General features: G+C 58.8%; 16 protein-coding genes and 2 tRNA genes. 15 read left to right on the top strand and 3 right to left on the bottom strand.

All coding sequences use genetic code 11. The features are described 5' to 3' along the window. Nucleotides 1–40 precede the first annotated feature (40 nt). From H6F57_RS23470 to H6F57_RS23425, 10 genes are all read left to right on the top strand, one after another. Nucleotides 41–568: a hypothetical protein gene (locus tag H6F57_RS23470; RefSeq protein WP_190631114.1), complete on the top strand. Its 528-nt coding sequence runs from the start codon at nt 41–43 to the stop codon at nt 566–568. A 40-nt stretch (nt 569–608) separates the two neighbouring features. Beyond that, entirely contained in the window at nt 609–3377 is a 2769-nt protein-coding gene (locus tag H6F57_RS28465) for a LamG-like jellyroll fold domain-containing protein (protein WP_190631112.1), read from the top strand. A 49-nt stretch (nt 3378–3426) separates the two neighbouring features. Then, nucleotides 3427–3813 (top strand): hypothetical protein, encoded by a 387-nt coding sequence (locus tag H6F57_RS23460; protein ID WP_190631109.1) that lies wholly within the window; start codon nt 3427–3429, stop codon nt 3811–3813. 3 nt (nt 3814–3816) lie between these two features. Then, nucleotides 3817–4398 (top strand): hypothetical protein, encoded by a 582-nt coding sequence (locus tag H6F57_RS23455; protein ID WP_190631106.1) that lies wholly within the window; start codon nt 3817–3819, stop codon nt 4396–4398. A 437-nt stretch (nt 4399–4835) separates the two neighbouring features. Further along, a complete protein-coding gene (locus H6F57_RS23450; RefSeq protein ID WP_190631104.1) occupies nt 4836–5495 on the top strand; it encodes a hypothetical protein in 660 nt (219 codons plus the stop codon). 45 nt (nt 5496–5540) lie between these two features. After that, nucleotides 5541–5831, top strand: a complete 291-nt coding sequence (locus tag H6F57_RS23445) for a hypothetical protein (RefSeq protein WP_190631102.1) — start codon at nt 5541–5543, stop codon at nt 5829–5831. Beyond that, nucleotides 5828–6187, top strand: coding sequence for a hypothetical protein (locus H6F57_RS23440; protein ID WP_190631100.1), 360 nt, complete (start codon nt 5828–5830; stop codon nt 6185–6187). Before H6F57_RS23445 ends, H6F57_RS23440 begins: the two co-directional genes overlap by 4 nt. Nucleotide 6188: 1 nt before the next feature. After that, the gene (locus H6F57_RS23435) at nt 6189–6341 is read left to right on the top strand and encodes a hypothetical protein (protein WP_190631098.1); all 153 of its coding nucleotides are present in this window, start codon (nt 6189–6191) and stop codon (nt 6339–6341) included. A 23-nt stretch (nt 6342–6364) separates the two neighbouring features. Then, a tRNA-Arg gene (locus tag H6F57_RS23430) sits at nt 6365–6493 on the top strand. 251 nt (nt 6494–6744) lie between these two features. Beyond that, entirely contained in the window at nt 6745–7416 is a 672-nt protein-coding gene (locus H6F57_RS23425; protein WP_190631096.1) for a rhomboid family intramembrane serine protease, read from the top strand. Here H6F57_RS23425 and H6F57_RS23420 read toward each other — a convergent pair. Further along, nucleotides 7298–7921: a DUF1643 domain-containing protein gene (locus H6F57_RS23420; protein ID WP_190631086.1), complete on the bottom strand. Its 624-nt coding sequence runs from the start codon at nt 7919–7921 to the stop codon at nt 7298–7300. The two genes, H6F57_RS23425 and H6F57_RS23420, sit on opposite strands and share 119 nt — an antisense overlap. Here H6F57_RS23420 and H6F57_RS23415 point away from each other — a divergent pair. Further along, nucleotides 7861–9324 carry an MFS transporter gene (locus H6F57_RS23415; protein ID WP_190631354.1) on the top strand — a complete coding sequence of 488 codons (1464 nt, stop codon included), beginning with the start codon at nt 7861–7863 and terminating at the stop codon, nt 9322–9324. The two genes, H6F57_RS23420 and H6F57_RS23415, sit on opposite strands and share 61 nt — an antisense overlap. A gap of 30 nt (nt 9325–9354) precedes the next feature. On the opposite strand, the gene H6F57_RS23410 is transcribed toward H6F57_RS23415, so the two are convergent. After that, a tRNA-Arg gene (locus H6F57_RS23410) sits at nt 9355–9427 on the bottom strand. A 48-nt stretch (nt 9428–9475) separates the two neighbouring features. Between H6F57_RS23410 and moaC the strand changes: the two genes are divergently transcribed. Together moaC and H6F57_RS23400 are read left to right on the top strand one after the other, a co-directional pair. Next, nucleotides 9476–9976 carry a cyclic pyranopterin monophosphate synthase MoaC gene (gene moaC / locus H6F57_RS23405; RefSeq protein ID WP_190631084.1) on the top strand — a complete coding sequence of 167 codons (501 nt, stop codon included), beginning with the start codon at nt 9476–9478 and terminating at the stop codon, nt 9974–9976. Nucleotides 9977–10121: 145 nt separating this feature from the next. Beyond that, nucleotides 10122–10952 carry an SAM-dependent chlorinase/fluorinase gene (locus H6F57_RS23400; protein ID WP_190631082.1) on the top strand — a complete coding sequence of 277 codons (831 nt, stop codon included), beginning with the start codon at nt 10122–10124 and terminating at the stop codon, nt 10950–10952. On the opposite strand, the gene H6F57_RS23395 is transcribed toward H6F57_RS23400, so the two are convergent. Beyond that, nucleotides 10909–11502 carry a DUF1997 domain-containing protein gene (locus H6F57_RS23395; RefSeq protein ID WP_190631079.1) on the bottom strand — a complete coding sequence of 198 codons (594 nt, stop codon included), beginning with the start codon at nt 11500–11502 and terminating at the stop codon, nt 10909–10911. The two genes, H6F57_RS23400 and H6F57_RS23395, sit on opposite strands and share 44 nt — an antisense overlap. A gap of 255 nt (nt 11503–11757) precedes the next feature. Here H6F57_RS23395 and H6F57_RS23390 point away from each other — a divergent pair, with 255 nt between their 5' ends. Both H6F57_RS23390 and H6F57_RS23385 read left to right on the top strand, forming a co-directional pair. Continuing rightward, nucleotides 11758–12003, top strand: a complete 246-nt coding sequence (locus H6F57_RS23390) for a hypothetical protein (RefSeq protein WP_190631077.1) — start codon at nt 11758–11760, stop codon at nt 12001–12003. Between the two features lie 212 nt (nt 12004–12215). After that, nucleotides 12216–12638: a DUF4112 domain-containing protein gene (locus H6F57_RS23385; protein ID WP_190631074.1), complete on the top strand. Its 423-nt coding sequence runs from the start codon at nt 12216–12218 to the stop codon at nt 12636–12638. Nucleotides 12639–12820 lie beyond the last annotated feature (182 nt).

The raw sequence follows: 12820 nt of genomic DNA, 5'->3' as shown, positions 1-12820 counted from the left end.
CCTAGGAACCCTCCCGGCGACGCATCCCCAAGGCAATCGCATGGCCCTCGGCGAACTCAGGCTCGGCATCCCCGGCAACACATTCTCAAGCTTCACCACCACAACCCTGCCCAGCGTCACCCTGAACCGCTCCCCCGCTGGCACGCCGCTGGCGCTGCGCTCTGAGCTGGGCTATGCCGAGCTATCGGGCCGCAGCAACCGGGGCACCGCGCAGATCTCTGGCCCTGCCTACGCACCCACCTACGCCTGGGCCGTGGCCGCGCTGGTTACCCTCGACGAGGCGCTACAGATTGGGGCGCTGGCCAAGTGGCAGGATGCGGCTTTCAAGGCCAAGACTGACGGGGCTTTGCGGCTGATTGATGAAACAGAACTACTAGACCCAGAGCCAAACCCACACAGCCGGGTGTTGCTGCAAGTGCTCACGCCTGAGTGGGCACCGACCTATCGCAACGGCTACGGCATTTTTGCAGCAAAACTACAGCTGCCCCAGGACTGGCGGCAGCAGGTGGGCCGCTGGAGCACGGGCGAAGAGGCGCGGCTGGTGACGTTCAGCGTGCTGGAGATTTAGTCGCTAGGAACCCTCCCCCCACACAGCGGGGCGAGGCAGAGTGGCGGCCAATCTCACAGCCCGACAACTCAGAGTATTTATCGGCGGCGATGACCAGGACTGGTCATTTGCTGCTGTCAATTTTTTGCCCGAGCAGCAGAGCATGGGCGAGAGCGGGTTGGTCAAGACCTTCGCCTCAATCACCCTGCTGGACGTGCTCGGCAACCCCGAGAGCCTTGACCCTAGAGCCAACCCTGCCCGCTGGCGTGAGGGGCAGACCGTGCGCGTGGATGTCGCCACCGATGCGGGGGGCTGGTTCACCTGGGGATACCTGCGCCTGCTAGAGATTCCGAGCGGCCCCACGGGTGGGGCAATCACCCTACAGCTGGGCTGTGCGATCGCCTGGGCTGATGACCCGCAGCCGGAGGGCGATCGCAGTGCAGTAGAGACTGGCATCGGCGAGAACAGCGCCACGGTAGCGACGCGGCTGCTAGTGGCCAGCGGCATTCCCGAGAGCGCGATCGCCCTGGGGGCATGGGATTACGAGTTGCCCTATGCGCTCCAGAAGGAGGGCAACGGCAGCTACGTCGCCCAGGCGGGGGCGCTGGCCTTTGCCAACCATTGCCGGATGCTGTGCCAGGAGCCGGATGGAGTCATTCGCCTGGTGCAGTGGGATGCTGTGGCGGGAACCCCTGTGGCGATCGTCACCGTAGGTCTGAACGAATCTCTGTTTGAGCCGTCGCCTGACCCGGTGCCGCCGGTTGAGCGGGTCGTGGTGTCGGGCGTAGGGTTTCAGCCATCGACCACGCCGAACCGCTACAGCAGCAGCTTTACGGTCACCGAACCGGCCAGCAATTTTAGCGACGATGCGATCGGGACAGTGGGCATCACCACGACCGAGATCTTCAGCTGGGGCGAACCTACCGAGGGCAAAAACTACTATTGGACGCGCAGCGAGACCCGCCTCAGGCAACCCCAGGCGGTGACCTGGATCGGCTCAGACAGCACTCAGCCCGCAACGACAACGACCTACGAAGAGAAGCGCTACGACGCCATCACCCAGATTCTCTACCGGGTTGAGGCGGGGGAGATTGCCAACGTGCGCACCCTGGTTGATTCCACCGTGTCAGCGGTGGGCACCACCATCACCCAGCGCACCATCACCGTCCTGGAGCACGACGCGGCGGCGGAAACCCTGACCCGCCGCACCGAGACGACAACCGTTCCCCGCATCACCCTCGCAGGCGACACGGGCAGCACAGGGCGCTTTGTGCAGGAAACTAGCCGCATCCTCGATACCCGATGGACCGAGGATAGGCCCGACTACTGGGTGGAGCGCACCAGCGAGCGGGTGGCGGCCAAGAACGGGAGCGGTCGGCAGGGCAACATCAAGCCCACGGCCCTCATCACCCAGCGGCCTCAGATCAAGCCCAATAGCAGGCCGCCATCCACCGATCGCTGGGAAGACCCCACCAGCCTCAAAGAGCAGCACTACAGCGCCGAATGCACCTGGCAGCATCCTGGGGGCGCGACTGGGCGAGTGCGGGTGCGATCGCTCACCGTAGACCCAGCCTTTAGCAACCAGCAGTGCTTCGACATTGCGGCCCGCGAGGTGCAGCTGCTGGAGGGGCGGCGCGAGTCGTACCTGATTGAGCTGCCGCTGTCGGATGCGCTGCTGTGGGTGCCGCCGCTGAGCACGATTCAGGTGGATGACGGGGCGAATCTCTGGACATTCAAGCTTGATGCGATCGCCTGGAATTACGGCACGGGTGAGGCGCTGATGGTGGCCCTGGGCATCTGCGTGGCGCGGGTGGCTGTGGCCGAGCCAGTGGGTGTGCTGCTGCCTGAGTTTGTCTCTGGGCTAGAGCCGGGGCAGGTTGCACCGGAGGAGCCTGCGCCGTTTGTGCCGCCTACTGATGAGGTTGGGACTGACGTGGACGTGGCGATCGTTGGCTTGCCGATGCAGATGGCGGCGGTGGTGGCAGGGGGCATCCCTGCGATCGACGTGGCCATTACGGGACGGCCCATGCAGATGGCGGCGGTGGTAACATCCCCTGCCACGGCTGATGTGGCGATCACTGGTTCACCCATGCAAATGGCGGCGGTATTGACGACCCCTGCCACGGTTGACGTAGCTATTACGGGGCGGCCCATGCAGATGGCGGCGGTGCTGGCAATAGCAGATCCAAACCTTGACGGCGTGGTGCTACTCCTGCCTATGAATGGGGCAAATAACAGCACCATCTTTGTTGATGCCAGTATCTACGCTCGCACTATATCGGCCACGGGCAATACCAGGATCAGCACTGCACAAAGTCGGTTTGGCGGGGCTTCCGGCTATTTCGATGGCACAGGCGATGTGCTTGGGGCAGCAGATGCCGCAGAGCTCACAATGGCAGGCGACTTCACCGTGGAATGGTGGATGCGGGCGGATACGTTTGCAGCGACAGCGGGGAATGCCAACCGAACCATTTTCGTGTTTGCCGATTCCTTCTCATCCACAACCCCTGGAGTATTGCTAGCAACAAATGGCAATCCAATCTACTTTGACGGCACAAACCTCAGAACCGGCTCAGCGGCGTTTGCTATCAATACTTGGTACTATTGCGCCCTTCGGCGCAGCGGCTCAACGATGAGCTTGTGGACCGATGGAGCTCAGCTAACATCCTGGACAGATAGCGCAATAATCGACCCAACGTTGATACGAATCGGGGGATCGATTTCAGATAACACGGGCAACTATCAGGGCTATCTAGATGATTTCAGGATCACCGCAGGCGTTGCCCGCGACGTGTCGGTTGTCCCCACCTCGCCATTCCCCACTGGGTAGCCGCTCGCCTCGATCGCCGCAAACTTTTTACCACCTAAGGATCTGAACAATGCCTCTAACCGCTGCTAACGCGAAACGTGGACTGGATGCCAAAATCAACGGGGCAGTACGCCTCAGAATCTTTACCGCTAACTACGGCACTGAGCTAGCCGTCTTTACCATTGCATTTAGTGCCGCTACTGCCACATGCCCCTCAGTTGCTACGGTAGGCAGTACGCCGATCGCTGGAACTTGGGCGGCAAACGGCACCGCTGGCAGCTACCGCGTGACTAATGCTGACGCCAGCACGACATATTGGGAGCATACCGGGGCGACGGCTGTGGCGGCATCAGGTAGCCCGCATGCGCTGCTGTCATCAACTGCCGCCGTGAGCGGTGCAACAGTTTCACTCAACTCTTTCACAATGGCCGAAGTTTGCACCATTGCAGGAGAGTAAGCCGTGGCCACCAGCACCCGCACAACTTTTCAGCCCACCGCTGCGCAGGTCACTCCTGCGGCGGTTCGCGGTGCGCGCCAGCAGCTCATTGAGCGAGTATCTAACCAGGTATCACGGCGGGCGGCTCGGCAGATTGAGGCAGCACAGCAGCGGCCCAATGCGCCTGCTCTAGCGGCCCCCGGCGGCTTGGTGCAACGACCTGGGGGTGAGCCGCTGAGGCCTCGGGCAACGCAGGCGACGGGGGCAACTCCGGTAGGGTCTCCGGTGCAGTACAACCAGGGCATTGCCACGGGTCAGCCGTTTGTAGGGGCCGCACAACAGCAGGGGTCTGGGTTCAACGGGCAAGAGGCTTTTGGGGTGGCGATCGAGCAGCCAGAGCCGGGGCGTGAGTATCTGTTATCGGCTGAGGAGTTCTACCGATCGCAGGTGGTGCAGGTGGTCAGCAGCGAGGCTGGGGTAGTGGCAACCCTGACGCCTGCACCGGGTGAGGTAGCAGAAGTGGGCGACCAGTTGGTGCTAGTGCTCGACACGGTGCCTGACGGGCTGGAATCGGTGACAATTTCGATTGAGCTGAGGCGACTGTAATGCCCAGGCGGTTTGTGTCTTTTCAGGGGCGGCGTGGCGGCGTGGCGGTGCTTTACTCGGTCGTGGCTGGGAGCATGCGCGAGTTTTGGGTCAAGACGGCATCTGCTAACACCAAGATTCGAGAGATCCCAGTCGTCAAAACATTTGCGCCCACAACCTCAATTGGCGGGGTCGGGGCTACTGCTACCTTTACCGGCACGATAGCAGGACTTACCTCAATAAACCCTGTGGCTTCGGTTACAGCAGCGCTTCCCTCGGGTGGGCTTTTCTTATACTCGGTCAGCTACTCTTTATCGTGGACCGGGCCTACCAGTGGCCCACTGCAAAGCTCTGTGCAGTGGCGTAGCGGGTCATCGCCTGGATCCACTACGATTGTCGGCTATTTCCCCCTAGGAGGTGGAGTAGTGGCGAGTGCGTCGGGTAGCGATACTGGGTTTATGGCCAATGGCGATAGCTTTTTGAATGTAGGTTGCACGTTTGCATTTAAAGAAATCGCGGGTTTTGGTGAGGCACCTAGCGCTACATATTCAGTCACCATAACAATCGTTCAGTACCAAGGCAGCACTCAATTTGAGGTGCCTTACGAAGCATGGATATCCCCAGCCCCTGACGGGGTTTTTGCAATTGTTAAACACGCAGAAGAATTGTTTTTTGACTGCGGAACTGAAGGCGAGATTGAGGAGTTTGAGTTTACGGATTTAGCTTTACTGAATCAGCTTGGTGTCGGTGCCAGCTTTAGCAATGGCGGCGATGCAGTAATTACTCGGCCTAGTAATTGGCGGGTTGAGTCCGAGGATTTCTTATTGGTTACCGCCCAGCCCCCAACCGACAAAGTTTGCGTCGATGAATACTTGGGATCACGCATTGACGCACTAGCGGAAGACAAGATCTATCGGATCGATCTGGCTCAGCTCATTGACGGGCAAACACTTCAAGCGCGTCTGCAAACCAGCGCCAACACCGTTACCGCCAACCTTTCCGCCCGCACTGCCACCAGCGGCGAATCAGTTTGCGAGCTAGGCGAAGAAACGGTCGCCACGGTTCAAGTCCCCAGTCCTGGGCGGGGCACGGTTGAAGGGATAACCTACCTGCCTTAGCCACCCACCGCATGGGAAACCTCCTCTCACACCAGAGAGGCGACCATGCCCCAAGACCCAGAAGAATTTATTGCCGACATGCACGGGCTGAAGGGCGACATTGAGCAGCTGCTCTTTGCTCTGGCCACCAATGAGCCTGAGGACATTGCCGCCGCTCAGCGCGATGTGCTGGCCACCCTGGAATCGTGCGCCGTCATCCACACCGGCATTGTGAGCAAGACTCTGAAAGAGCAGCGCAACGCCACCCGCAAGATGGGCCTGCGGCAAATCTCGGTGCCGATCAGCTTCACCGGCAACTGGGTGGTGCTGCCTGAGAAGGCGAGGCAGGCGCTATGAAGAATTTGAGCGAATATCCCCAGGCGATCGCGACGGCTGAGACAGCGGTGCTACGGGCACAGCAGGCAGCGCGAGCATTGGGTGAGCAGATGGCAGCGCGAAAGGCTGAGTTTGCCCATGTGATCGCGTTCGATAAGTCTTTGACCAATGAGGCCCAGCGCAAGGGCGAAATGCAGGCGCTTGAACAGACCGATGAGCCATATCTGGAACTCCAGTCGCAGCACCAGGCGGCGAAGGATGCGGTGATTGAGGCCCAGATCGCGGCGGATTTGCAGGGGCGACTCTGGCAGGTGGCGAGGCTTGAGGCCGAGAGCGCAGTGGTGCGAGAGCGGCGGCTTGGGGCGTTGGAGTATTAGGGTGCGGCGAAAATCCAGCAAAATTTTGGGCGAAATCGAAATGAGCAAAATTCAAGCGGGCAAAATGCAAAATTTTGGCAGCGGCGGCAAAACGCGCAAAATTTTGGTGGCCACTTTTTGGGCGATTCTGGATTTTTGGTGCCTCGCGCAGTAGTGGGGAAGGCCGCCAAAATATTAGGGCTACCAAAGGAGAATGGGGAACACCCGACAGCAGCAAGCCCATAACCCTCGCCGAAAAAGACTTTTGCTAATGACATCAACCGCCTTCTAAGCGGTCGGTCGCTGGTTCGATCCCAGCATGGCCCGTTGTTTGCCCATAAAGGTTCAGCCTTTGGTGCATAGCCACTATTAGCAACTTAAACCCCCATCGCTGTGCCCAATCCGTTACCCCTGTCGGTCTTGGGCCCCTGGCACTGGGCAATGAGGAAGCGAAAAAGCTACTCTGGCTATAGTCCCAAATCCAGCTAGGCAAACCCCTTTGGGCTCCTGGCACTGGGCAATGAGGAAACGAAAAAGCTACTCTGGCTATAGTCCCAAATCCAGCTAGGCAAACCCCTTTGGACGACGCAGACCTACAGGCCAAACTTAAAAAGCTAGAAGCAGAACTCAACACCGCTGCGCCTCCAGCTGCCCGACATTCCACCGATAAACCAGCCCCGGCGCGTCAGCCTTGGCTGCAACGGCTGAAGGGCAACGCGCTGCTGCCTGTTTACCTGGTGGCGATCCCCTGGGCACAGGAGATTACTGATCAGGTGGTGTTTGGCGGTCGATGGAACCTGCCTCTGCACCCTCGCAGCATTGAGGGCATACCGGGCATCTTTTTGTCGGCTATTTCTCACTCGGGGTTCGCCCACCTGATTGGCAACACGATCGGATTTCTGATTTTTAGCTGGCTAATCTTGGCCAAAAGCCGCCGCGACTACTGGATTACGCTGCTAGTGGGCTGGCTCGGGGGTGGCGCGGTGGCCTGGCTACTTGGCCCCAGCAGCGTACATGGGTTGAGTGGTGTGGTGTACACCCTATTTGGCTACCTGCTCTGCATTGGCTGGCTGGAGCGTCGGGTAGTGCCGCTGCTGATTTCGATGTTTGTGCTGATCAATTACAGCTACTTTATTTTTGGCATGTTCCCAACTCAACCGATGGTGGCGTGGTGGGGGCATCTATTTGGCTTTGTGCTGGGGATTGTGGCGGCCTACGGGGTTTATCAGGAGCCGGGAAGGAAGGGGTAGGGGAGTGGCCTGTGATGAGCCAAGGTTTCAGAGACACACTGCGGGGTACGTAGAGGGGGTGCCGTGGTTGGCCGGTGAGGTTTTGGCCGAGGCAGTGGCACTTAGCCTGGTGGGGAGTCAGTAGCGTGAGAACAGAGCGATCGCGCCCCAACCAACTTCCCCAGTTTCCCCAGGCCAGCAGAATTTGCTCGGCCTGCTGCGCGGCTGTGCTCAGAGCGGCATCGTTTGCAGGGCCAATAGGATCCTCAATTTGGCGCAGAGTCTTGGGGTGGGGGCTGCGGTAGGCGAAAAGGTTGACGACGGCGATCGCCCCAAACCCCCAACTCTGGGCTAAACCAATGCAGCGACGAATGGTAGGGTCGTCTACGCTACTGTCGGCCTGACTGGGGTTGAGCATGATGATGGCTAAGGTCGGGGCCGCGCTCCACCGCCGCCCAAGGCTATATCGGTAGCAGCCTGTGGGGTCAAAGGTGGCAGAACGTTCTATGGCCAATAGCTGCAACATTTGTTTACATTGAAGGGTGGGGCGCGGTGGTTCTGACCAGGGCGGCGAAGAGCGCTGCTGAGCACCCAGCACTCTACTCGGAGACCGACGGTTTGACTATTTTCTCAACGTTTAGCCCAGCGGTGCGCAACAACCTGAGGGTGCTGTTTGCGGCGGGGCTGTGTTTTTGGGCCGGGTTGGCAGGGCTGCTGCCGACGCTGCCGCTGTTTATTGAGACCTTGGGAGGCAGCGGTCAGCAGATTGGCATTGTGATGGCATCTTTTGCGGTGGGATTGCTGACCGCTCGCCCCTACTTGTCGCGGCTGGCCGATGAGCGAGGCCGCAAGATCGTGCTGATGGTGGGGTTGAGTGCGATCGCGATCGCCCCCTTTGGCTATCTGCTGGTGCAGTTCTTGCCGCGTGCGATCGTGCCGCTGCCGCTGGGTGGGTACACCCTCACATTGGACAGCTCGATTCTGGCGATGATTGGCATTCGCGCTTTCCACGGGTTGAGCATTGCCGCCTTTGTGGTGGCCTATAGCGCCCTGGTGCTGGATCTGGCCCCCCCAGCCAACCGGGGCGAGTTAATTGGCTATATGACCCTGGTCAACCCGATTGGGCTGGCTCTGGGGCCTGCTATTGGCGGCTTTCTCTACGAGGCGACGGGGTTCACCACTGCGTTTTTGGTGATGGGGCTGCTGGGCATGGTCGGTTTAGTGCTGGTAGCGCAGCTGCACGAGTCTTACCAACCGCCCAGCGCTATAGAGAATGCTGGCTCAAAAGAGTTTTGGGGCCAGCTGTGGAGCGGGCGAGTGCGCACCCCGGCGATCATTTTGCTGCTGGTGGGGCTGGCCTTTGGTACCCTGAGCACCTTTGTGCCCCTCTACGTGAGGGAAGCGGGTCTGGCTTTGAATGTAGGGCTAATCTACACCGCTTCAGCCCTAGGGAGCTTTATGTCGCGGCTCATTGCTGGTCGGGCCTCCGATCGCTACGGAAGGGGGCGATTCATCACCGCTAGCCTGCTGATTTACAGTTTGGGTATGGCTATGTTTTGGCTAGCCCGCAGTGCGCCAATGTTCTTGCTGGCGGGGTTTATTCAGGGGTTTGCGGGCGGCACCCTGATTCCGATGATTGCAGCGCTGATGGGCGATCGCTCAACGGCTAGCGATCGCGGTCGCACCTTTGGCCTGGCCATGGTCGGTTTTGACGTGGGTATTGCCCTAGCTGGCCCCATCTTTGGCACCATCGCCGACCAACTCGGCTATAGAGGAATTTTTGGTTTGTCTGGGGTGATGACGATGGTGGGGCTGGTGGTTTTTGCCACCGCCAATAGCAAAGACCTGGCCCATTCTCTCAGGTTTGCCCTGGGGCATGGCCGAGATGTCTACGCCGTCGACCTACCTCAAACGACAAAATCCCACTAAACGAGCTTTCGTTTAGTGGGATTTTAAGAACGGGCGTGGAGGGATTCGAACCCCCGACCCCGTGGTCCGTAGCCACGTGCTCTATCCACTGAGCCACACGCCCCTGTGCAGGCTTTTGATACTAGCATATTCCTTTGCCCAGTTTAAACCCATGACAGAAAATCCTTTAGCACCCGCCGCGCTCACCCATCTTGATGCCCAGGGCCAGGCCCATATGGTCGATGTGGCTACTAAGGTTCAGACAGTGCGGGAAGCGGTGGCGATCGCCGCTGTTGTCATGCAGCCCGAGACGCTGGCTACCATTAAGGCAGGCAACGCTCCCAAGGGCGACGTACTGGCCACTGCCCGCATTGCTGGCATTATGGCGGCCAAGCAGACCGCTCACCTGATTCCCCTCTGCCACCCCTTGCCCATTCAAAAGGTAGAGGTGCAAATTACTCCCGATGCAGCGCTGCCTGGCTACCGCATTCAGGCGACGGTCAAAATCAAGGCCGAAACCGGGGTCGAAATGGAGGCCCTCACTGCCGCCAGCGTCGCCGCCCTCACCCTCTACGACATGGCCAAGGGGCTGGAAAAATCCATTGAGATCCGCAGCATTCGCCTGTTGAAGAAAACCGGCGGCAAATCGGGCGACTACCAAGCAGAGGCATAATTGTTGCTTTGGAAAGAGTCCAGGCCTAATGGCTTTCCTTTCTAAGGACAATTCGCGTTTGCGTTTGTGAAACAAGTGTGCAGTCAGCCTATCTGAAAGACAAACGCCTCCGCTCAGCCACCAGCCCTCTTAATTCCGCGATCCCATGCCCATTGCCCTACTCACCGACTTTGGCCTTCAAGATAGCTATGTAGGCGTAATGAAAGGCGTTATCGCCACGCTAGCCCGTACAGCCCAGCTCATCGATTTAACCCACAACCTGCCGCCACAAGACCTCTACGCGGCGCGGTTTACCCTCCTCAGCGCCCATCCCTACATGCCACCGGGCACTATTTACCTGGTGGTGGTCGATCCAGGGGTAGGCACCCAACGACGGGCGGTGGCGGTGCAGACCTCCCGAGGTACTTTCGTTGGACCAGACAATGGGGTACTCAGCGGCGCTTGGGAGCATGACAGCCAGGAGAATCAAGGCATTCTAAATGCAGTGGAGCTGACGAATAGGGCCTACTGGCGATCGCTCAACCCCAGCACCACCTTCCACGGACGTGACATTTTCGCCCCGGTGGCGGCTCACCTGGACAACGGCGTGTCGATGGCTAGCTTGGGCACCAGGATCGATCCCCAATCCCTCATCAATCTCCCCTTACAGGCTCCGATCGCCACAGCCACAGGATGGACAGGCGCAGTTCAGTACATCGATCGCTTCGGCAATGCCGCCACCACTATCCCCGCCAGCGCCGTGCCTTCTGGTGACTGGACTGTGACGCTAGGGGATCGGACGCTTCCAGGCGGCCAGACCTACGGGGACGTTCTCCCTGAGCAAGGATTGGCGCTGGTAGGCAGCCACGGCTTTGTGGAACTGGCGGTGAACCAGGGCAGTGCCCGGCAGCAGTTTGGGCTGGCGATGGGCGATCGCGTTGAGCTAACTCTACCTAGCCCTGCACCGTGCGACCCTGGAGCGACCCCTGAGGGCTGACCTGGGGCGAACGGTGGGTGGTGGCTACCCAGGCGCGATAGTCTTCCACCAGCTGCCGCTCGATGCGGTGCTTGATAGTACCTAGGATGCCGCTCAAAAAGGTTTTGCCGGTGCGATCGAGCACCGAGGTGGGCAGAAAGCGAACCGGTGGCGGCAGTTCCAAATGGATTTGTAAGTCGGCCTGGCCCTGAAGCTCGGTATAGGTGGCCTGACGCTGGGGTGTGAGGGTGCCCTGCAAAGCCATGCCAAAGGAATCATTCACAAAACTAAGATATTCAGGACCTTTGACCCGACAGGCCACCGACTCTAGCCGCAGGGTGCCGTCAGCCAGGCTCCACACCCGCAGGTCGGCGGTGGGTTCGATGCTGATGCCAAAAAACTGTAGGGGCCGCAGGCTGAGCCGATACAGGCCATCGCCCAGCATCTCAATGCGGCGCGGGTCGGTAATCGCCTGTACCAGGCGTTGGGGCTGCCGCAAGTAGTGCTCAATGGGAATCGCCTCGTTGGGCACCCGCAGGCGCAGGGTTTGGCTGGCGTGGAATTCTTTCATAAATGAAAGCTACCTGAAAACGGGGTACGACCAGGGGCAGATGAAGTTTTGTAACCTCTGTTTAACAATTTAGTACGTCTTTCAGGATTCGTGGTGTTCGCCAGGCACTGTTGGGCACATTGAGGGGCTTTGCCTAGAGGCGGATGAGGAGATCCTCCTCGATGAGATTCGGCTCTCCGACTCGCGAGTTTATCTGAGAAGTCGTTACATAGAGTTACTACTCACTCAGGGTCAATTGCACCCAAGGAGACTGCAATGACATTTACCCCTACTCACGTGCTGATTTCGCGCACTAAAGAGACTCCAGTGCAGCTCGTTGCCGGGCCTCAGGGCTACTGGCTCTACACCGAAGCCGAAGCGCAGAAAGGCACTACTCCCGCCTTTGAGGTACGCCCCAAGCTGGGTTTCTACTGCCGTGGGCATCAGGTCGTTGGCTTTAGCCTCCAGCCGCTAGAGGCTCGGGCCACTGCTCATTCCGAGGCCACTCAGCTAGCCAAGTAGCTCAGTGCATCGTCTAAATCCAACCTGTCGATGCGTAGGGATGGAATTGGCCCATCGAATAAAGAGCAACGATCTGTTGCCTGAGGGTTCGACCAAAAGGCAAATCAAGCCGAGGTACGATCCCATGGTTAGATGCGATTCAAGCATCCATTGGGCTTTTTTCTTTCTTTCGAGGTAAGACAACTGCCAGCCCTAGCTGGCAACATTAATTTATGAATATCGTTGATACCGCCTCCCAACTTAGAAACTTAAACCGCATCCGTCGCATCAGTCGACTGATGGATACGGCTTTCAGAATCCCCGTTTTGGGGGTAAAAGTCGGCTGGGACCCGGTGCTTGGGCTGATACCAGGGCTAGGTGATTTGATTGCTACCGCAGTATCGGCCTATGTCATTGTTTTGGCGGCCCGATTTCATCTGCCCAGGGCCATCGTGGCGCAGATGGTTCTTAATATCGGCCTAGAGGCCGTAGTGGGAACCGTTCCGCTGGTGGGGGATTTGTTTGACGCTTACTATAAGTCGAACGTGCGGAACCTAAAGTTGTTGGAAGCTCACCTGCAGGGTGAGGCAATTGCGCTGGAAGATGCAGACAGCCTCAACTTGAACAGCGTTCGGGATGGTGAGGTCTACACGTAATTTGGGGGAGCGATCGCAGGGTTCCACCCGATCGCTCTTCATTCTCAGGTACTGATTACTCTACAGATCTGGTTGACAAGCTGTTATAGGCCCAACGCGGTAGCTATACCTTCTTGCTGTACGGTCGTAAAGACGCGATCGCACTTGCAAATACCATTACCCCCAAGTCTGAGTTGATGGTT

It is taken from the genome of Leptolyngbya sp. FACHB-60, from assembly GCF_014695775.1.
GTDB lineage: Bacteria > Cyanobacteriota > Cyanobacteriia > Phormidesmidales > Phormidesmidaceae > Nodosilinea.
This window is presented reverse-complemented; position numbering and strand designations above follow the sequence as displayed.